Below are 20,735 nucleotides of genomic sequence, written 5' to 3'. Positions count from 1 at the left end.
CAGCTGTTGCGGTTGTGGGAATTGAACTCACTCCGTTTTTGAAAGTCTGCACAGACATTTTTTTCAACCCACGTCCATCATGAATCATGATGTTGTCTGAGTTGTTAACCTGACTAGCCTGTGGCAAATCAGTTACTTTTCGTGTCTGTGTACTAATTACTGCCATATTATACCTCCATTCTATATTTCCAATCTGCGACAATCACATGACCATTTTCGTCCGCAAGTAAGGTATGTTCTGTACCGTCTTCCGTACGAATCGGAGCAGTGAAGTCATTCTGCAAGAACATATACTCGATAGCATTTAGTCTATCTTCATGCTCCTGAAACTCACGCTTTAAAGCCTCTACAGACTCATAACTTGCTTGTCTTACGTTGTCTACGTTACCTAGACCAACTTGATGCTTCGTAACGCTATGTGGATTGTTGCGATTAGTTGCGTGATTGTTAAAATCTTGCTTACTTGCTTGCTCAACATTCGTGACATTCCCTAGTCCCACTTGTTGTTTCGTTACATTGTGTGGGTTGTTTTGGTTTTGGATGTGACCCGTAAGGTCTGCTTGATTCGCTTTGTTTGTTGTTTGGTTGCCGATAATCTCTTCAAGACCGTCGATGTCTGCAACCTTATGCCTGTGACTTGAATCGGCCTTCCCATTCCAGCGAGTCCGTTCTTGGTCAGAAACGTGACGTGCAGTATCTCCAATATGATTATCGATATTAGTCTGCAGCTTCCTTTCTGTCGCTTTCAATTCAGGGACAGTTGCATAAACCAAGTCAGTCGCATTGTACTGAATGGTAATCTGACTATTCTTACTAATAGTCGTATTGAAATCATAATCTCGATATACATAAGCAGATGTTTTAGGAGGAATCACATCTCCCTGTTCTGCCCAAGTGTACATGTACATGAATTCTTCATGATTCCCACGTTTTGCAAACACACCGATTTCGTTCACAATCATTTCACGCTCAATCCGTGAGTTATCAAACCTCGCTGTGAGACGAATCGTGTCAGCTACATCCGTCGATAAAGACTGTGTCACTTGCAAAGAATGAACTATTTGAGCTACATCATTCTTCTTGCCAGCGTCCGTCCGATGCCGGCCACTACCCAAAGCTATTCGAGTGAAAACCAGTGGTTCTCTATTTTGAATTGCTAAAGCTGTTTCGCTGATTGCTTTATCGGTCACAATAGGCTGGATAAAATATCCCATTTATTTCCTCCTATTCAAATCGAACTGAACGAATATCACTGAATGTATGAGCGCTAATATAAATTGTGTTCATCATTGGCGCTTCAACCGAGAATTGGATTCCTAAGTGAGCAGGAATCAATTCACGCACATACTTTAAAAAACGGTTCAAATATCCAGTTGGCAGTTCTCCTAAAAATCGGATATGTACCGCCGAACCCTTGACCGTTACTAAATTATTGACATTCGTAAAGCTCTTTGTAATTTTTTGTAAACTCACTGAGTTTATTTTTATTTTGGAAGAAATTAAAGTGATTAGATACCGCCTTCGCTCTTCCAAATCAATTGTTTTCGGTTTTACCTGCAAAGCTTTTTCCCAACGTGTAATCCAGTCTTCGGTCGCTTCTGGCAACAACATCAACCGTCTTGTGTCAAAGATTAAGTCTGTAATCAATTCCAGCTCTGGAATCTCAGTTTCAAACAAATCATTGATTGTTGGATCTAAGACCTCTGGCAAAGCCGATAACATACGATATCTAACTTGTGACATTGATAGTTACCTCCGCTAGTTTCGGAAGCATGTTGGTAGAAAGTTCAATACTTTGTTCCCTGTCATTCAACAAAATACGGTCCACATCTCGAACCCCATTAATTCTGTCAATGATCGTGGCAACTTTATAATTTCGAACCTCTTTCTCTTCAAATGCTTCTTCACGTAAGTATTTAATGAGTTGGACTTTCGCCTCGTGCTTGATGGTTGCGATATCTACATCTTCATCAATCTTGATTGTTGCGGTAATACGAACGTCGTAGCCACTTACAGACTGCACAGTCACATAGGCACCAATCGGAGCTACACCTAACCCATGGCCACTTGGCTCAGGATCTAGATAATTCTTGAACTTCTTTACCAGCTCTGAACTAGCTTCGTTACCGTCAGCATCCGTAATAGATACACGTACCGTGTTTTCTCCCTTCCAGAGCGGTTCGATAAGTGCCGAACCTACACCAACAAACTCACTTGCCCATTTCTTGTATTGGGCAATGTTCCCGTTTAAGGTCGGTGTTTTCAGATACTCAATAGTCCGTTTACGGAGTTGTTTATCTGTCTCTTCGTCTTCTCCTACGACGATGACAGAGCCGATTTCTGCCCCTTTAAAGTCGCTCAACACATCAATATTGATGAGTTGCCCTCTTACATAGTTAGGTGCATTTCCGACTTGTTCAGCTACTACGCTATACTCGAATCCAGAGCGACGTTCTAAGACACGGAAATTATACTCACTATTAACCACACTGAAACGAGTCCCGAGTGGGATTTCTTGCTTGAATTGAACCAATCGAACCGATGCCGTAGCTGGCAAACGTTCAACTCCGAACTGCCTACATAAACGAGTTAGGAAGATTCCTGTACTCGTATCTAAAAAGTTGACTTCCTCATACGATTTTAAGACCGTATACTGAATGGCAACTTCTCGAGCTGCAGGCGCAACTAGATTGTACAAGACAGATCCTTGTCTTTTGTCATACTTGTCATCAAACAAGGCCAGCATATCCTCTAAAATTTCTGGATATGTTTTTACCTTTATCATCGTTTCACCTCCAAATCCATCTCAAATGTTCCAAAATCACTATCAACCATGAACTGCACATAAAACTCATCTTTCTTTATCCTGGTAGAAAAAGAATGAGCCTCATGAATCCTGTCGTCTTCATACAAGGCTTCTTTTATGCGACGTGCGATATCCATCTGGGCATAATCCATATCCCCACCAAATAAAGCATCTAACTCTACACCGTATCGATGATCATAAATCGTATAGATAAACCGTTCAGTCGTCAGCATGCGTCTGATTGATTGCTTCAGAGCATGAATGCCATCTGTTTCTAGCAAGATATTGGTTTCATCTAGTGTTAAGCTAGGTTGTTTCTTAGCTTCAACAACATTTTTAGCGATGTTTAAAAAATTTGTTTTAGGAGTGCTCATTCATCAGAACCCCCTTTCACTTTGCGCTTATAGTGGAAAATTTTCTTGTACAAGACATAATAAAACCCTCCACCATCTTGTCTGATGAGATGAAGGGTTTGGCCAACATACTCAGGATCCAATGTTTCATCCGTCCATGTAACAGCAAGCATGGAATCATCCAAAATCAACTCATTGGTCAATTGAATTTTGAGAGGAGAAACTGATAAAACAACACCAGTCGTTATCTTTGCGAACTGGCGATTTTCAATAAAATTACTAATCAATTTCTTTAGATTTTCTATTACTTCCATCTACTCACTTCCTGCCATGAATAATTTAATCTCCATCGTGTGCTTTTCTGCACTGAAGGAATGAGTTGCCTCTTCAATGACATACCATCCCTTCTTCTCAATATCCTTAACATCCACATAGACTGCATGCCCTGCTAAAAAGTCAATACTTCCAATATCAGCTTTCAGACTAAAAGTTTCTTTAGGACGATTTTTCATCTTCAAGAGCATTTCGCCCCATTGTTTGATTTGCCCCTCAGTTGCTTTCTCATCCACTTTTTTCATGTACTGGAGTTTTCCCCAAGCGCCGATGTTGTAGCTGTCCTGATAGATGTAGACCTCTCTCTTTTTGGTTTCTTTGTTCTCTTGGATCAAGCGGACAATATTAGCACTATCCTCAATCGAACCTTCAAACTCAAAGCTAGACATAAAGGATTCATTTCCGATAATGTACTGGATTGGTAAGTTTTTCGGAGTCGTTAGTGTCAACTCGCCGAACTTGTCATATAGGACCAGCAATTCTCCACTTTGCACCAAGGTCTCGTCCATAGCCTCCTGGATAATATCCAGAGCCTTCTTATCTTCCTTCAACTGAGGGGATAAGGTCACGGATGGGGCTTTTAGTTCCCCAATCTTCAAATCAAAATCTCCTGCGATTGCTGAGACAATTTGATTGACGTTTTTATCCTTGGCAACAAAGTTGATATTGCGTAGTAAGTACTTTATCTGATCATGGAAGGTCAAGGTTGTTTTAGTGTCTTTTTCATACTTGACTTTGGTCAAATAACCAAAGAACACCTCTTTATCATCTAGCTTAAAAGCGAGCGGAGAACCATATTCAAAGGCTACTTTTGTAGAGTTGTACAAGGTAATCTCCACGCTCCAAGCTGACCCTTTTCTAGTTGTCTTGAACTCAACCTTATCAGACACAGTTGCTAAATCCCATGTATCTCCAGTTTTATTGTTCTGATAGAATAATTGCATCATGGTATCACAAACTCCTGTCCAGGATAAATCCAATGAGGGTCTTTGATTTTGTCTTTGTTAGCTTCGTAAATTTCAGTATATCGGCTGCCGTCTCCGTAAAAAGTCTGAGCAATTCCCCACAGTGTATCACCGCTCACAACCGTATGGCTTTTTTGAGCAGGTTTCTCTGTTGTGGCACTACGTTCTTCCGTAGCTTTCGCTTGCGGTTTCTTTTTAGTAGCCTCAAGTGCTTGCTTGTCTTTGATGGTGACCTTTCGTGGTTTGTGAGACCGATATTGTAAGAACTTAATCTTATAAATCAGGTCATCTTCATATCCCGTCTTGGTAGAGACATCAAACTGTTCCACTAGAAATTTCCCGTTAATAGCAGAACCAAAAGCACCCCCAATCATTAATTGAATAGGAGTGCCTTCTGTCTTAAATTTACGAATAGAAGAAACAAAGGATTCTGGAGAAACACGGCTATTCCGTTGGTAGTTTCCATCGTATCTTCCGCTAGGGATAAAGGATTCAAACTCAATCGATTGAAGCTCTGGATTTCCGACAAGCGGAACGTTACCAGTATCGATGATAGCGACTGTCTCAATTCCTTGTTTGTCCTCCAGTTTGATTTCTTCTGGATTCACTGGCAATTTAATGCCTTCAATAAATATAAACATCTGCTACCTCCTTCCTAGTAAGCCATAAGGCCGTCAGCGCCGTTATTCAAAGCGTCTACAATGGTTGCATTCAAATCATCCAATACGTTGGCATACTGGCCAGCGTTGTTAATGGAGTCAATGTTGGTGACAATCTCTGGCTTCAAGGTAATAAAGTTCTGTTGCCACTTCATGGTCGCAACGTCCTTAATCAGCTTGATGTATTCATCGTCCAGTTTGATTTCATCTTCAATCTTGCCGACTTTATCTAATTTACCACCAGTTGGATTGTGACCGCCACCTTTTCCTCCATCGCCTTGTCCAGGGACTGAACTTGCTGGGCTGAGTTCGTAAGGTGTAGTGCCTTGGTCACCCAAGAAATTGTTTCCTGCACCGTTGGCATCGCCAGCTCCTTTGAAGAAACCACCGACAGCCTTATCAATCCCTTGACCGAATTTATAGCCGTTATTAAAGGCTCCAAGAACGCTCCCTCCCTCTAAATAACCAATTTGCGGAGCGTCAAGGTGCGGAGTTTCTAAACTAGCTTTGTGTTGTTTGAGACCATCTGCCAAATGCAGACCTTCAAAGGTTTTCTTGACAGGTTTTTCCATGCTGTCAATGGCGTTCGCAATATCACCGGCAAAGTTCGTCCGACCAAGAGAAACCGTTCCAACAGCGCTTAGATTTAGACCGAACCCATTTAAGAAGCCAATCATTTTATTAAAGCCACCAAGAACAGAGTTAATCATGCCTTCGACTGCACCGATAACACTATTGACCATGCTATCTACAAATCCAGCGATGGCTACCGCCATCCCTCTACCACCTTGAGCAATATCATACCATGCCATTTGACAGTTATAAGTCAATTCATTCCATAGATTTATAGCTCCCGTAACAAACCAGTCGATAAAGTCTAAAATACCTATCAAAATAGTTAAGATTGCCTGATAGAGGAACATCCAGAATGCTATTGCGGTATTCACATACCAAAAAACACCCTGTAGCATCATATTAATCACCCAGATAGCTACATTGACGAGGCCAATAAGTATATCCCAAATTATCATTCCAAGGGCAAATATCGCTCCCATGATGATTCCTGTAGCTGATACGGCTGCACCAGTAAGGTTGTTAAACCATGCGACCAAGGCATAGAAGAGGCCGATAAGGATAATAACTGCCATTACAATCAACATGATTGGGTTCATTGCCAAAACTGCATTAAAACCAGCCATAGCGGCTTTCGCAGCATTTGTAGCAATACTAAATAGTTTCGTTGCGATTTCTGCTGCATTCATCGCAACTACATAAGTCCCTATAGCGATTGCTACAGCAATAATAATCGGTTGAATGACAGACCAGTTGTTGATGACAAATTGAGCAATCGGAGCCAACATACTCCAAACAGCCCCAATCATATCCATGGCAAAGATAACTGCTTGGACGACATACTGAAGCACCGTGGCTACAATCTGGGCAAACTGTTGGAAAGCAGACGAGTTTACTATCTGATTAACCTTAATCGATATTGGCTCAATCGCCTTGGTCACAAAGTTCAAGAAGTTCTGCCATGCCCTGCCCCATGTCATTGGCATGTTGCGAAATTGTTGATCGATCGCTTCGCTTGCATCCAGCATGGCAGTTTTGACAATGTCAGCCGTAATCTTCCCGTCTGCTCCAAGTTTCTTAACCTCGCCACGGCTGACGCCTAACTTGTTTGCAATAGCTTGGATTAAGGCTGGTGAAGTTTCAGCTAGAGAACGCAACTCATCACCTTGCAACTTACCACTGGCCATAGCCTGAGTAAGCTGAAGCATGGCACTTTTTTGCTCTTCAATGCTTGCGCCACCAACAACAAAGGATTTGTTCATAGTTTCCAAAAAGGCAATTGTTTCACCGTTGTTTTGGAAAACATCGCCAGCTTGCATCCTCATCTTAGCGACACCGTTTGCCATGGTTGTATAGGCCGAGCCTGTACGCTGTGCGGATGTATAGATAGACTTTTGCAGTTCCTCTGTCGTCTGCGTACTATCTCGAATCATATCTAAACGAGCATGCATATTGGCGTACTCGTCTGACATGCCTATAGCTTGTTTGGTAATTTTACCGACTGCAATACCAGCTAAAGTGGTCTTCAACAAACCTTTCAAAGATACTAATCTACTTAGCTTGTTAGAAGTATTATTCGAGGCATTCCCTAAATCTCTTAGAGCCAGTTCTTCTTTTTTGAGTCCTGCAGCTGCTAGAGTTGCACTGTTGACAAACCTACCGTTGACATCAACGACTCGCCCAGCTTTATTGACAAAATATTGACCAGAATCACCAGCTTTTTTCATAGCGGATTCTTGAGCCTTCATAGCTTTATCTATGCCAGAACCTGCATTTTTGACACGCTCCATAGTTGCATAGATTCTATTTAAAGTGCCTGTGACTCTATCGGTCAAAGACATGGTTGTTTGTATATTTGCCAATAGAATCACCTCACTTCTTCATTGCTTTTTTACGTTGTAGCCCCTCTTCGTGCATGACTGCAGCGAAAAAGGCTTTTTCTTCTACATCCATATTCACAAATTCACTAGGGCGAATGTAATAGTTTACGAGGGCGAAGTAGGCAAGTTTTGCCTCCGCGTCCTCTTTTATTAGTTTTTTGCCTCGTCAACCTTGTCTTGGAATGTTTGGTTGATACCGCTGAGTTCGGTCACAGCTTCCAAAATCAAGGCGCTTTCGCCCCAGTTAAACATAGTACCGAATAACTCAGAAGCTCCCATTGCTCCATACGAATCTTGTAATTCTTTATCGTTAAGGTCAGGAACCACGATAGACGCAATACAGATTTCACGGTTATATTTAACACCGTCAAATACACGCTCTTGGCGTCCGTTGCGACCAGGCTTATTGACAAAGCAACGGTCATTGATTAAGTCCGCTTCACGAGCACTCAACACTCGAATTTTAACTGGTTCCTCAAAAGAAGGAAGCAAGACATCCTTAGTCTCTTCCCCTTTTTTATTTTGTTTCAAAAATGCTTTTAATCCACTCACCACTATTTCCTCCTTATGTTAGTATGTAATTTCTTGGAATTCTGATAAAATATCAAAATCTTGGAATGTGAAGTCCGTTTCTTCGTCAATGACCTCATCCGCTGATCCATCTAGTTTAAAGATAAGTGATTCTTTGAACAGAACCCCTTTCAAAACGATGGTATAGCGACCTGCACGAGATGTGCGGTCTTCGTTAGTACACTTGATATCAATACGAGGCAAAATACCTTGTTTGACATAGTTTAAAGCCATCGCCTTTAATTCTGGACGGTGGTAGTACATCTTCAACGAACCTGTACCTTCTGCGCCGACAATCTTACCACCCTTCATACGAGAGTTGAGAGGGGTAACATCAGCTTTTGTGTATTCAACCTTTGTTTCTAGCGAGATAAGCTCTGCTAGTTCATATTGCTTGTCATTGATTGTAAAGAAGACTGTTCCTTCCTTAGCTGACAAAGCATCTAATTGGTTCATAATAGCCATTAGCTAGTTTCTCCTTTCTTAATCACAGATAACCGTCATGTACAAGATTTCCATAGCGTCCGTCAAGACAACTGGCAAGTTTACCACGACAGATTCTTTGGTGATACCTTGTGAAATCTCAATATCTTTCGCTTTATACTCCAAGGCTTGCTTTTGAGCAAGTGGATCAAGGACCATTGTGATGATTCGCTGTTTAAACAACTCACGACCATTCACGTTGTTTGGCACTTTACCGATGAAGTAGTTCTCAAAGATATACTTGACATTGGTATTGATATTATCCATGGTGCGGACAAGTTTGTTCTTACCAAAAATACGACTGTGTTCTGCCGTATAGCTAGTAAATGAGTTCACGTCTGACAGGATAATCACTTTTTCATTTCGATAAGCAAAGATAAGCTGACCTTTATTGATGAGCTTTTCAGCCTCTGCTTCGTTCTTACGCTCACAGTCGATAGCGCCTGGATAAGACTTGAATGTATTGGATTGCAAGCCAGCCCCTGCATACTTACCAGCTACGAAGTAAACACAATCCTTAGCGCTTAGTTTCGTACCATCGCTCAATGTAACCCCGTTACCGACTGATACAACACCTTCATCGTCAGCATCCGTGTAATCATTCAAGACTGCAATGACTGAACGACCAGCGTCACGCCATTTCTTGATATGAGCCGTAACAAGTGCTTTCGTTGCACTTTCATCTGTACCCAGAGCCAAGACACGGAAGTCTTGAGTATCGAGTGCATTTAGGAAATCTTCAACCTCTGAATTGGTTGTAGCTCCATCAGTACCACCTTCAAGCAAGATTGTTTTATCTTCTGTTGTTAAAGTGCCCGTTACATTCACATAGTCATTCTTAAATGGCAAGGCTGTGATGATTTGTTTATCAACTTCTTTTCCAAAGAAAACAGTTGTTACTTCAAAGCCAGTATCAACTTGTTTCTTGAAGATAACATGAATATGATTACCAGCTAATCCTTTGTATTTAGCTGTAACGACCATATCGTTTTCTGTTTTCGTTGCCTGTAGCCCAGTGTTGTTCACACCGTTGTAGACAAGAACCTTACCGGTACCTTTCAAGGCTTCACGAATTGGAAGAAGTTCATCAATCGGTTTACCAAATAGGCGACGGAAGTTGCTTGTACCGTCAACAAGTGTGAAGGCACCAGGCTCTCCCCAAGATCCAGCAATCATAACTGCTGCAATCGTATTGTCTTCCAAAGGAACAATCACATCATCTCTTGATACGAAATTGATGTAGGCCTTTGGAACTCGTTTATTCTGTACTCTCCATTGTGCCATTAGTTAGCCACACCCTTTCTCCAGTCTTCTAAAATGCGTCTTACTTCTGCTAGTGAGTATGACTGGTCATCTTCCAGCAAAACGTTTAACAAAGTTGCATCATCTTCAAAATACTTGAGCAATGCCTCTTTACCAAATTTTTCTTCAGTGGTTGGTACCACTGGTTCGGTTACATAACCTAGTTCTTCATTCATTTCCATGAGAAGTTTCACCTATCCTTTCTAATATTTGCATTCTTGGTTCTTCTTCAACCCATCGAACGTATCGAGTGATTGTAAATGTGCATATCAAGTCATTGGCATTGTATTCCACCTTCAAATCATTGATAGGGTACTTATCCCCTAAATAACGAAAGGAAGGCGAATTAAACACCGTTTCAATCTCTTCAAACTTTTGGTATAAGTCTGTTGTTTTTTCGGTGTAGTAATGCAGCAAGACAATAAAAACCTGCTTATCGTTTTGGTTTGCCAACCGCTTTCGAGTCACAGGCTTCACATCTACAATAAAACAAGGTGTTTTCAATCCTTGCTGGATTTGTTCATCATAGACCTTGCACCCAAACACATCTTTGAGTTGCTTGATGACGAGTGGTCTAATACTATAATCCACCTAATTCCTCCTTTAGCCTCTCTTCGATTTGTTGTGTGATTTGTGGAATTTTCTGTTTAATCTGTTCTTCTGTCAGTCTCATCATGAAGCGTCCTTCCACCCAAGGATTGACCAAACGCTTGCCGATTGCAGGGACATAACGCCCTACTTGTTGACGGTGTCCACTTTCGACGAAAGAAGCGTATTCCATGGGGTTGAATGCGATAACCTCATACACATTCCCATTTTTGCTTACTTCCATCTTCCACGATTGATTTAACTTACCTGTTAAGCCCTTTGGTGTTCGTTCCTTAACCTCTTTCAAAAAGGCTAGGCCGATATCTTTAGCAGCCTGCATAAACTCAGAATCAATGATTGCCTGAGCCCGTTCAAGTCGTTTCAAGAACTCTTGAACATCACTATCATCATAACCACTCATGTCGTCTCACCACAATTTCTTGATGCGTGACATAGACCATCGGGTCTTCACTGGTCAGGTACTGAACACCATCTACGACCAATTTACTACCAGCTTTGATAGTAAATTTAGGCGAACAGAAAATCTTGTGTTCTGTCTTGAGTTGGTGCGCTTCGTTCTGCTCAGTATTCACTAAGTTACGAACAGAGACACGACAGGGAACCTTCTTGTAGATTTCTTTGAACTCTACAAAATCAGCTCCGTTTGTTTTCGTACTCTCGACAGAAGCAAACACATCCATCTTTTTATCATAGGTCCATTCAATGCTTGGTGTTGCCTGAGATAGAACATCATTGATATTCATCCTACCACCTCAACTTTCTGAACCTCTGTAGCTGACTCGTAAAGTCCAACAAGACACTTTCAGCACGTCTGGCAAGGTCTGACTTAGCCAATTCGACACGAGTATCTCCAACGGAAATATTCTTGCCTTGGACAGCTTGGTCAGGATTACAAACAACATAAACCATCTGCATGGCCACAAATCGCAACTCTAAAGGAAAATCCTCACGATTACAGTAGTTAAGAATGTTCTGCATGACTTCATCGACCACTAACTCTTCTGGATAGCCTAAATAACGTTGTTCGTACAAGTCAATCAAGGCTTGTCTAGCATCTTCGTTATGCTGTTGAATTTCTTCAAGTGTCATCTTCTCCATCAGCAGAAACACCCTCCTTATTTCTCTTCTTCGTCTTTCTTGCTCGTTTTCTTAGCTTTCACTTTTTCAAGTTCGGCAAGAGCTTGGTCACGTTCAGCAACTACTGCTTGATACTCCTGAATGGTATAGGTACGTCCGCTGGTTGCTGGCTCTACGACGACATATTCGCCATCTTTGATTTTTACCACATCGTAGCCATCTTCCAGGAAGGTTGCTTTTTCTAGTTCATCGATATCTAGGACACGATTTTCTTTCTTTACTGTTATCATTTTCTATCCTCCTCTTTAAGGTGCGACAACAAAGGCTAGACCTTCATGTTTAGTCTGGAATAGCAATACATCATCGTAAGATTGTTCGTAATACAAGTAGTTACCGCTTGAAGAAGCACTTGGTGCGTCAAGTCCTACAAATTCATATTTTTGTGGCGCTGCCATACATGGAATATGAATCAAGAAGAAATGGATTTGTTTAGCAGTTGGGTCAACTTTAGCGCCATTTGTGAAGTTGTACAAGGTCTTCATGCGGTCAGATGGAATAGCTGGTTCAATCGTCACATCGTCCAAACGACCGATAGAACGGTCAATCACCGTGCCTTGACCGTGGATATTGACTGTACGACCAAAGTCCTTGATGTTTTTGATCATACGTTTAACTGCTGGTGTACAGAAAATAACACGACCTTCTGCTGGTACTCCAGCTTCGTCCATTTGTTCCATCAACTCATCGAAGGTTGCAAGGAAGTTTTCCTCAGTCAAATTCAAGGACTTAATTTGTTTACTTTCTGTATCAAGTGCTTTCTTACGGGAGAACAATTTAGATACCATGAATTTATCCATTTCTGGAACTTTTTCAGTATCGTTGAATGTCTTAGTAATGTTAGCAATGGAAGTAACATAGTTAGTTTCATCAACATCTGATGGGTCTACTAGTGTTGACCAATAACGCTCATTAGTCAATGTGTATGTTTCCCATTGGTTTTCATAGTTAGCGTCAATATTCGTAATCGTGCGACGTGTACGGTCCTTGCGCCCTTCTTTAATCAAAAGACGCGGCACTTTCACTTCTTTAGCTCCTGTAAATTTCAAAAGCGTGTTTGATGGAGAGTCCCAAAGTTTGTTAGTGAATAACAGTCCGTTTTCACTATAACGATTTTGCAAACCTTGTTGGTAAGCCTGTGCATAGTTCAATGTTGCTGGCATATCTGTTCCTCTTTTCTATTTTTTGATTATAGATCTGACGTAAACGCATTGATCATCTGCGTTGTCAGGTCGTTAGCAACTGTTTCTTCTTGTGTTGCCCCTTGTGGCTTAGCACCAGCGATATGTGGTTCTACAGCCTTTTCTGGAGCAAATAAAAAGCCTTTAGATTCCTTCAAAGCCGTTAACTGTTCATCTAATCCAGTCACCGCTCCGTTGTCACCTAATCCCAATTTAGACTTGTCTAGTAGACTAGACACGATTCCAGCGTCATGAACCTTACCGCTCAAGTGCATTTCAATAGCATGATCTAACTGCATTGTCTTGAGTTGTTGTTCATGTTCCTTCTGTTGTGTCTTATACTTGCTGTCCAAGTCTGAGTATTTTTGTTGTAAGTCAGCATTGCCCTCAGCGTCTTTCTTGAGCTGTTTCATGTCCTTATCACGCTCTTCCAACTGGTCTTGCAAGCCCTTGGCATTATCTTCTGCAGCAGACACCTTTGCTTGTAGGTCCTGTGTTGATTTCCCGTGTTCGGACATAACTGCTTCAACTTGTTCCTCAGTCAATCCTAACTGTTCCAAAAATTTACGATTCATTTCTTTTCCTCCTGTACGTTTGTTTAACGTAGCAACGACCACGACATTTTGGTAAAGTAAAAAAGCCTTTTAACGCCATGCTCAGGGCGAAAGACACTAGTCGATTTGAACTAATTTAGCAATTCGATTATGTAAGTCTCTGATTTTTCGCTGTTCTTCTATGTGTAGCACTAGCTTTGTTGTAATGACGGTTACAGCAATTGTTAGTGCTATTTTTGTATACTTCCTCAAGGCAATACCTCCAACATATAAATTTAACCGTACGGGATTCCATACGGTTAGGGCATAAGAAAACCGCCTCGATTTCGATGCGGTTAGGTTATTTATTTTTCAGTTGTTTCAGTTTCTTTCTGTATTCAATTCCGACTTTTAGAGTTGAAATGATTGTTGAAATCACTTCAAATAATTTAATTATTACGAACAAAATTAACGCAAAAAATATAATCCAACCTAATAAAATTGATACTAAATCCCAGATAAACATATCTTACTCCTCTACTTTTTCGTATGTTTCTTTAAAAATGTCAGGTTTGCATGGATAAAATTCACCTTGCACGCCTTTGATAATATAGTCGCCTGTTTTTGCGACCATGACACCCTCAAGTGTTTTAATCTCACACCATGCTGGATTTTTATTCCACTTGCCACTATCGTGAATGATAATCTCATTCCTTGTTACTGCGTCCCAAAACCAATCTTCTTCAATCAAACAACGTTCATTAAGTTGAACTGCCTCAATGACTACTGGTTTTTTACGGTATTTCATTTCTCGACCCTTTCTAAGCATAAGAAAAGCACTTAGATTTCTCTAGGTGCTTAAGTAATAAATTGCATTTTTATATTTTTTAACACGCTCGTAGTCTGTATTGGTAACAGATTTCAAACGTGATAAATCTGAGTTGTGTTTCAAATCTGCAAGTTTTACAACTCTTGCTAAATTATTTGATTTTACTTTCTCAAGATATTCTTGATAACTTTGACCTTTTTTCTTTGTCAAAATTTGTACTGCTGTAACAACTTCATTTGACAAACCAGACGCCAATAAATCGGCAGCAGTTACATCACTATCCTCAATCACATCATGCAAAAGAGCGACAGTTTTTTCTTGTTCAGTTTTGACTTGACTGGCCACGTAGAGAGGATGCTGTATGTAATCAACACCCGCTTTATCCACCTGCCCTGTATGTGCTTTTTTAGCAATAGCTAAAGCAATATCAATCATGCCACTACCATCCTACCAATATAAGCAAATGCATCCTTTTCTGAAATTTCTTCGAAATCCGTGAAGTCATTGAAAAAGATTTTATTAAACCAGTCAATGCTATCAATCCACTTTTTTTCAATGTCAAAAACTTGCATGACACCATCGATTAAACGAAGTACTTGAGGATTGTTCGTTGTTGTGTGGTAGTATTTAATATCTTTCATATCACTTCACCCTCTCTATGTTTTTAGGAATCTCAAGTTCATTACTTAAATCAAGCATTTCTTTGAATAAGTTCATGCGTTCTAGATCAGATGTATTCGTATCACGATACATCTCATAGAGTTCATGTAATGAACCATTTTTTAAGTCGAAACTTTCCTGAGTATGATACTGCATTTCAAAGTTGATACCATCTTTTTCAACGACTGTATTCACACCTTTATATGGTCCATCTATTAGCCAAGTGTTTTTTACTTTTACAATTTTATAACCTTCTGCGATGAGCTTCTGTTTCATCTTCAAATACTCTTCTGCAAAAGTATCGTAATCGAAAATAGTTGTGTACCTTAAGGCGTCGTTAATCTTACTCACAGCTTTTGACAAACTTATATTTTCAACTAGGCTATCTGCAATAATTTTACGTGATAATGACTCAACTGTTTTCTTCCTAAATTCAAGACCGGCTAGTTTATTTCCCCCAGCAATACGTTGCATATCGCTTGTAATTTTCGGCTCGGCTTTCGAAATCTTGGACAATAATTGCTCACTATAAAATTTCGCTTTAGTTTCCCTTGTATCTTGATTATACACCTTTTCTCTGTCTTTCGCAAACAGTTTTTCTTTAACTGCTTCCCCTTCACGCTCCCAACCTGCAAAGATTTCATCCAGAGAGCGTTTCTCTTTTGCCATTTTTACAGGGGCGTTATTTAGTAATATATCGAGATACGGACTAATCTGTTCTGCTTCTTCTGTCCTGTCAGTCTTATCGGTCTTGCCTTTCTTATCAGACTTAACTGCAGGCCTGATAGTAGAACGGCAACGGACATGGAATGGCGGTGCGGTTCGACCTGGTTCGTATTCTTTAACAGAATAAACCTCATGATTTTCTGACTGACAAATCTCACTTGTGCGACTGTCTAAGACCGCTACAATTTCGTAGTGGTCACCACCCAACTCCTTGATAGTATCCAGCGTCGCAAGATTGTTGTAAAAGGTTGTCTCAGTCCTGACAAGCGTATCAGCTCGATGATAGGCGACTCCTGTACGCTCAGAAAGAGCTCTAGCCATTCTATCAATAGACCAGCCACCTGTTAGGCCTTTATTGATTGTATCGCTGATAGATTTATAAACCGTAGCATCATGCCCCCACACATTTGTTGAGAACGTTCTACCACTCCAGTTACTCCCCATCTTATGCTTAACTGCATCGACACCCAATATTGGTTTCTCTATGATTCCAAAATGTGCCAAGTTCTTAGCTTGATGGATTTTACCCTTGATGTAGACGTCACTCAGAGCCTCTGTGACCTTGTCATGTATGCCGTCTGGCTTTCCGTATAGTTCAGCTGTTAGACGCTCAATTTCGGCAAGCAAAGCCTCCTTGCGACTAATACGATGGCGATAGCTCAAAGCGTCCAACAAAGGTGTCGGTGTGTCAGGATTTAAGGCCATCTCACGAAACCTTTCAAGAGTTACGTGCTTAAACTCTCTACGCTCTTTATCTGTCAGATATTGCTTGGCCTCTGCGTGAGTCATTTTATTATCAACTGCATACCTGGCATAGAACTTCTCAATCTCAGAAACCAGCTGGTGTTTATAGTCAGCTAAGGATTGACCAATCTGGGCCATATACCTATCAGCAACTATCTGAGCGTTTTGTTCCTGTTGTAAAGCACGCTCAGTCCAGTACTCATCTATCTTTTTCTTTTCCTTGGTCGTCATGGTCATCCTCTACCTTTTTGAAATTAGTCTGAGAGTATGGATTTTGTCCTTGTTCCTGTTGTTCTTTCAATCGTTCCTCAACCTCTGGTTGATACCATGGATGTTGTTCACGAATGCTTAGGTCGTCTAAGATACCGATTGAGTTCACACAATCTTGAATGGCTTCAGACTCATTTGAAATGATGTCACGATTGAATACATAGGTAAATTTAGACGCGTCAAACGCTACTCCTTTATTTGTGGCATACTGTTCTACAAACCAAATGAATTGCTTGATGCCTTTTTGGAACTCATTTTCTAGCTCATTACAGTCCAAATCAAGGTCTGTATAGCGCCATTTAAGAGCCTGACCACTTGCATTACCTAGATTATCATCTTGGGTATCAATGGCTCGAGCAGCCTCATACAAGAACTTACGAGAGCGTTCGATATCTGCTTCAACTCCGCTAGTATCATTGTCTGCTTGTAGGGTATCTACACCACCATCACTAGAAACTTTGATAGAGCGGAACTTATTCAGATTATTCATGAACTCGCCCAAGTCTGCGCCCTGATAGTTTTTCAAAACATAAATCAGCTTCGGCATATCTGCCAACATATCAGCATTAGTAGACATTTGAAGTTGAATATTATCAATCAAAGACTTGGTTTGGACTAAAAGACCGTCCTCATACTCGTTGTAGCGGAATGGAATCAGAGGCACTTTCTCCCAAGTATAAGGAGTCCGTGTACCGTCTGCATTGACATAATAAAAATTTCCCTTGGTCTCCTTGGATAGTGGATTGAGTTCAAGGTGTGAACCTGTCCAAATATAATCTGTAATTCCTTGTTCATCGTAGTATTCTACAAATGTTTTGGTCTTCTTCACTCCGCTTTCGTAGACGGCTTGTTTGTAGACACGCACAAAGGCGGATAATTCCAAATGACGCTCATCTTTCCAAAAAGGGATAATCTGTTCACTTGGGATTTTAAACAAGCGTAGACGGCCGTTCTCGTCGTAATAAGGCAAGCCGTAGGCTATCCCTTTTATCACTGCTTCCTTACCGAGTGACTTAATCGTAGATAAAAGATCCTCGTCAAACACGCTATCTAAAAAATCTTGTGATTCTTCTCCCTCTAGCGAGATGGTAGGTTGTTTAGAAAACAAATACCCGACCTTCTGGTCTACCAGCTTCTTAAATAAACCCAATTCAATCCTTGAGTTCGTCCGCCAATCCACATCTACTTTTTTCTTTCGAATATCCGTTTGGTTTCGGTAATATTCGTAAGCCTGTTTCATCGTACTTACTTTCTCAGAACCCTGGTGTTCTCTTATCTCAATCTCTAGTATTTCATTTTGGGTTGTATTCTTAATCAACAACCGCCTAATTAACCATTTAAACCAATTACTCAACATTTCTCCTTCTCCTACCAGAATGATATTCCTGGCTGTCTCATATCGTCTTCAAACGCATATCTTGTAGCGTCGATTGTGTGGTCGTTTACTTCTTCTAGCTTAGGCTTGGGATTTCCATCACGATCAACTGCATAGTCGGCACTTTCGAACTCTCGTGCAATATTCGGCGTACGTTCTGGATCTATCACAATCGCATCCAAATCATCCAACCAACGCTCTCCATACTCACGACTATCAGGGCCTTTCTTAGCGCCTTGAACAAGCGGAATATTTAGCTGCAGTTTTAACTCATCAATCGACTTAGGTTCTGCGCTATCACAGGTTATCATCTGAGATTGATAGCCTTTCTCACGGATTCTTTCAGCTAATTCACGGTTGCTAATCTTCACGCCATAAATCTCATCAATAGCATAGATAACACGTTTCTTCTTGTCATAGTGCCATCTTACAAAAGCCAAAGGGTCGTTAGCATATCCAAAGTCATTTCCTTGTCGAATGTTATCAAACCTTGCTATCTCCTCGTCTGTAATCTTGCGGAATACCAGATTTTCAAATGGTGCTACACCAGAACCGATAGCCTCACCCAGATACTCCCAACGATAACGCTTCTCTGAACGTTCTCTCGTGGCCTCTGCTTCTTCTATGAATGCTTGGGATATATATGGGTTATCTAAGTAAGTTGAATGGTGTACGTAGGTATTAGGAGGCTGTATGACGCTTTCATATTTCTTATTCACCCAAGACTGTTTTCTTTTTGGAGGATTGTAAGAGTAAAAGAACTTATAAAAAAGACCATCAGCCAATTCTCCACGTAGGAGCGAGTTGGTGATTGTCTTTACTTCATCTTCAGTTTTAAACTCAGCTAACTCCTCAATCCAGCCTATCGCAAATGGAAAGCGACTGTCTTTCAAGGATTTGATACGTTCTGGATCTTGTGCACCACGGAAGATAATATAATTCCCTCTTGGGATGTAGGTTATCTTCAAAGGGGATTTATTAATCTTAAATAAATGACTGACCCCTTGCTCACTAATCGCCCATTTCAATTGCTCATAGACCGATTGTTCTAAGGTATTATCCGTCTTACGAATACACACCGCATTGACTGGATAGCGCATAATCATTTGAATGATAGTGTGTCCGATGTCGCTGGACTTACCAGAACCACGCCCACCTTTTTCAACCACATGTAAGATTTTGGGGTCAAATGCTGCACGCCACATAGAATAAAAAGCCTTAGGGATAAATTCGCTCATTCTACGTTTCATCTCTGACTCCTATATCATCAACGAATTGAACAGCCGAAGACATCTCAATTTCTTTTCTCTCTAAATACGCGCCATTCACTCTAAATATGTGATCTAGAGAGCGTTGTCTTTCTTCAATTGTCGGAGTAAATTCATAAGTCGTTTCCGATACCTCCACGCCTTCAGCAGTCTTTACAGTTTTTTTAGAATATCCTTGTTGAGTTTCCCCTCTAGCAATACTAGCAGAGATTGCCAAGGCTTCTACGATTGACATTGAACGTTCGTCGAAAAGTTCCTCTGTACGTTTTTTAATGTATTCAGAAATGTCAACTTTTGTCAACAATCTTTGTCCTATAGACCTCGCTGTTTTATCAGAATACCCTGCTTTTATTGCGGCTTGTGTTGCATTTCTACTGATGATGTACTCATCAGCGAAATGTTTCTGTCTCTCGTTCAATTTTCCATCACCACCTTTTCAAATAATCAAAAAAAGTCACACGATGTGCGACCTTTTCAAGACCTCTCACTGCGAATTAAAATCGCAATTGGAACGACAGGACTCGAACCTGTGACATCTTAATTCCCTAAACAGGACTTAATCCGTCTACCATATATCCATTAGCTAGCATGAGACTACTGCTTTAAACGAGTGACTTTGGATAACTTATAGTTTATTACCTTGTCCACAAATATTCCTACTTGTATCACTCATGCACGATTGGTTAGACCAATCACTCCTTACATCGCAAACTACTAAGCCATTTTTCAATTAACGAAGACCCCGCTAAAAGTCTAAGCTGCTTTACTCTTTGACTTTACTCTTATCCTTGCGAGACTTGAGTAGGCAATCTAATTGCCGAAGTACACTTTCGTTTGTGACGGGCGATGACTTTTGCTTTTTTTGAGTTTTTTCTATCTTGAATAGCTTTTAAAATATAAAAATCATCTTTCATCTATCACAGACACGCATCGCCATGTGTTTCATTCTCTTTTGAAGAACAAAATGCACAGCGCCTGCTTGTTATCGATTGTTTTGCGGACAATCAACTCACCTTACATACTTTTGGGAGGCGCCCAATTTTTGTAAGATATAGTATTAAGCTCTTGTTGCACCTCGAACCAAATACCTCTTTCCTCTTATAGACTCGTTTCACAGCCAAACTGCCACGTTTGCATTTCCTCAGCACCTTGCCGTTGGAATCTCCCTGCTTTAACTTCGCCCACCTATTCCAAAATTGAAATAGTTAAGATTAAATTGCTTAGATTGACCATTTCTGGCAGGATGTTTGATAGATTTAAAAACATCCTTTTCCTGAGTTACCACAGATTATCTAGGCTAAGCCCTAAAAATGCAAGACGACTACAACCTTGCGTGTGTATTAAATTTTGACTTCATTTTTATTTTTTGTAGTCTTTACAACCTCTGAGGGAATCAAACCCTCTAGCTTATAACTTACCTAGGATATAAGTAGCTACGCAACCATGCGAGGTTCGGTCACTTCTGCAACCATTTTTAAGTTA

Annotated in this window: 26 protein-coding genes; all 26 read right to left on the bottom strand. The window is 40.6% G+C overall.

What is annotated here, in order from left to right; all coding sequences use genetic code 11:
* Window positions 1–167: 167 nt before the first annotated feature.
* The 26 genes from HT721_RS11005 to HT721_RS08835 all read right to left on the bottom strand — a co-directional run bounded on the left by HT721_RS11005 (window position 168) and on the right by HT721_RS08835 (window position 19,671).
* A complete protein-coding gene (locus tag HT721_RS11005; RefSeq protein WP_205380504.1) occupies window positions 168–1,214 on the bottom strand; it encodes a hypothetical protein in 1,047 nt (348 codons plus the stop codon).
* Window positions 1,215–1,224: 10 nt separating this feature from the next.
* Window positions 1,225–1,743, bottom strand: coding sequence for a DUF2313 domain-containing protein (locus tag HT721_RS08955; protein ID WP_049512697.1), 519 nt, complete (start codon window positions 1,741–1,743; stop codon window positions 1,225–1,227).
* Window positions 1,730–2,785, bottom strand: coding sequence for a baseplate J/gp47 family protein (locus HT721_RS08950; RefSeq protein ID WP_112445705.1), 1,056 nt, complete (start codon window positions 2,783–2,785; stop codon window positions 1,730–1,732). The genes HT721_RS08955 and HT721_RS08950 overlap by 14 nt, the downstream gene beginning before the upstream one ends.
* Window positions 2,782–3,180 carry a DUF2634 domain-containing protein gene (locus tag HT721_RS08945; protein WP_112445702.1) on the bottom strand — a complete coding sequence of 133 codons (399 nt, stop codon included), beginning with the start codon at window positions 3,178–3,180 and terminating at the stop codon, window positions 2,782–2,784. Before HT721_RS08945 ends, HT721_RS08950 begins: the two co-directional genes overlap by 4 nt.
* The gene (locus tag HT721_RS08940; RefSeq protein WP_000451988.1) at window positions 3,177–3,473 is read right to left on the bottom strand and encodes a DUF2577 family protein; all 297 of its coding nucleotides are present in this window, start codon (window positions 3,471–3,473) and stop codon (window positions 3,177–3,179) included. The genes HT721_RS08945 and HT721_RS08940 overlap by 4 nt, the downstream gene beginning before the upstream one ends.
* The gene (locus tag HT721_RS08935) at window positions 3,474–4,439 is read right to left on the bottom strand and encodes a hypothetical protein (protein WP_173214038.1); all 966 of its coding nucleotides are present in this window, start codon (window positions 4,437–4,439) and stop codon (window positions 3,474–3,476) included.
* On the bottom strand, window positions 4,436–5,098 hold the full coding sequence (locus HT721_RS08930) for a LysM peptidoglycan-binding domain-containing protein (RefSeq protein ID WP_061439038.1): 663 nt from the start codon (window positions 5,096–5,098) through the stop codon (window positions 4,436–4,438). The genes HT721_RS08935 and HT721_RS08930 overlap by 4 nt, the downstream gene beginning before the upstream one ends.
* Before the next feature lie 14 nt (window positions 5,099–5,112).
* Window positions 5,113–7,551 carry a tape measure protein gene (locus tag HT721_RS08925; RefSeq protein ID WP_173214036.1) on the bottom strand — a complete coding sequence of 813 codons (2,439 nt, stop codon included), beginning with the start codon at window positions 7,549–7,551 and terminating at the stop codon, window positions 5,113–5,115.
* A 168-nt stretch (window positions 7,552–7,719) separates the two neighbouring features.
* Window positions 7,720–8,121: a phage portal protein gene (locus HT721_RS08920; protein ID WP_050253802.1), complete on the bottom strand. Its 402-nt coding sequence runs from the start codon at window positions 8,119–8,121 to the stop codon at window positions 7,720–7,722.
* A gap of 18 nt (window positions 8,122–8,139) precedes the next feature.
* A complete protein-coding gene (locus HT721_RS08915; RefSeq protein WP_173214034.1) occupies window positions 8,140–8,604 on the bottom strand; it encodes a phage tail tube protein in 465 nt (154 codons plus the stop codon).
* A gap of 18 nt (window positions 8,605–8,622) precedes the next feature.
* Window positions 8,623–9,906: a phage tail sheath subtilisin-like domain-containing protein gene (locus HT721_RS08910; RefSeq protein ID WP_112445693.1), complete on the bottom strand. Its 1,284-nt coding sequence runs from the start codon at window positions 9,904–9,906 to the stop codon at window positions 8,623–8,625.
* Complete coding sequence (locus HT721_RS08905) at window positions 9,906–10,100, bottom strand: hypothetical protein (protein WP_173229635.1); 195 nt, start codon at window positions 10,098–10,100, stop codon at window positions 9,906–9,908. Before HT721_RS08905 ends, HT721_RS08910 begins: the two co-directional genes overlap by 1 nt.
* Window positions 10,093–10,515: a DUF6838 family protein gene (locus HT721_RS08900; RefSeq protein ID WP_050390754.1), complete on the bottom strand. Its 423-nt coding sequence runs from the start codon at window positions 10,513–10,515 to the stop codon at window positions 10,093–10,095. Before HT721_RS08900 ends, HT721_RS08905 begins: the two co-directional genes overlap by 8 nt.
* Complete coding sequence (locus HT721_RS08895; RefSeq protein WP_050253783.1) at window positions 10,505–10,933, bottom strand: HK97 gp10 family phage protein; 429 nt, start codon at window positions 10,931–10,933, stop codon at window positions 10,505–10,507. Before HT721_RS08895 ends, HT721_RS08900 begins: the two co-directional genes overlap by 11 nt.
* Window positions 10,920–11,276 (bottom strand): hypothetical protein, encoded by a 357-nt coding sequence (locus HT721_RS08890; protein WP_112445688.1) that lies wholly within the window; start codon window positions 11,274–11,276, stop codon window positions 10,920–10,922. Before HT721_RS08890 ends, HT721_RS08895 begins: the two co-directional genes overlap by 14 nt.
* 1 nt (window position 11,277) lies before the next feature.
* A complete protein-coding gene (locus HT721_RS08885) occupies window positions 11,278–11,631 on the bottom strand; it encodes a hypothetical protein (RefSeq protein WP_173214032.1) in 354 nt (117 codons plus the stop codon).
* A 17-nt stretch (window positions 11,632–11,648) separates the two neighbouring features.
* Window positions 11,649–11,900 (bottom strand): hypothetical protein, encoded by a 252-nt coding sequence (locus HT721_RS08880; protein WP_173214030.1) that lies wholly within the window; start codon window positions 11,898–11,900, stop codon window positions 11,649–11,651.
* A 15-nt stretch (window positions 11,901–11,915) separates the two neighbouring features.
* Window positions 11,916–12,830, bottom strand: coding sequence for a capsid protein (locus HT721_RS08875; protein ID WP_173214028.1), 915 nt, complete (start codon window positions 12,828–12,830; stop codon window positions 11,916–11,918).
* A 26-nt stretch (window positions 12,831–12,856) separates the two neighbouring features.
* A complete protein-coding gene (locus HT721_RS08870; RefSeq protein WP_173214026.1) occupies window positions 12,857–13,423 on the bottom strand; it encodes a phage scaffolding protein in 567 nt (188 codons plus the stop codon).
* 487 nt (window positions 13,424–13,910) lie between these two features.
* Window positions 13,911–14,189, bottom strand: a complete 279-nt coding sequence (locus HT721_RS08865) for a hypothetical protein (protein ID WP_173214024.1) — start codon at window positions 14,187–14,189, stop codon at window positions 13,911–13,913.
* Between the two features lie 42 nt (window positions 14,190–14,231).
* Window positions 14,232–14,645 carry an HD domain-containing protein gene (locus tag HT721_RS08860; RefSeq protein WP_173214022.1) on the bottom strand — a complete coding sequence of 138 codons (414 nt, stop codon included), beginning with the start codon at window positions 14,643–14,645 and terminating at the stop codon, window positions 14,232–14,234.
* Window positions 14,642–14,851 (bottom strand): hypothetical protein, encoded by a 210-nt coding sequence (locus HT721_RS08855; RefSeq protein ID WP_173214019.1) that lies wholly within the window; start codon window positions 14,849–14,851, stop codon window positions 14,642–14,644. Before HT721_RS08855 ends, HT721_RS08860 begins: the two co-directional genes overlap by 4 nt.
* Before the next feature lies 1 nt (window position 14,852).
* A complete protein-coding gene (locus HT721_RS08850) occupies window positions 14,853–16,571 on the bottom strand; it encodes a minor capsid protein (RefSeq protein WP_173214017.1) in 1,719 nt (572 codons plus the stop codon).
* Window positions 16,540–17,967, bottom strand: coding sequence for a phage portal protein (locus tag HT721_RS08845; protein WP_173214015.1), 1,428 nt, complete (start codon window positions 17,965–17,967; stop codon window positions 16,540–16,542). The genes HT721_RS08850 and HT721_RS08845 overlap by 32 nt, the downstream gene beginning before the upstream one ends.
* Window positions 17,968–17,978: 11 nt before the next feature.
* A complete protein-coding gene (locus HT721_RS08840) occupies window positions 17,979–19,235 on the bottom strand; it encodes a PBSX family phage terminase large subunit (RefSeq protein ID WP_173214013.1) in 1,257 nt (418 codons plus the stop codon).
* On the bottom strand, window positions 19,225–19,671 hold the full coding sequence (locus HT721_RS08835; protein ID WP_173214011.1) for a terminase small subunit: 447 nt from the start codon (window positions 19,669–19,671) through the stop codon (window positions 19,225–19,227). Before HT721_RS08835 ends, HT721_RS08840 begins: the two co-directional genes overlap by 11 nt.
* Between the last annotated feature and the right edge of the window lie 1,064 nt (window positions 19,672–20,735).

It is taken from the genome of Streptococcus sp. 4094, assembly GCF_013277125.1.
Taxonomy (GTDB): Bacteria; Bacillota; Bacilli; order Lactobacillales; family Streptococcaceae; genus Streptococcus.
Note: the sequence above shows the minus strand (reverse complement) of the source record. Positions and strands in the feature narration are given on the sequence as shown.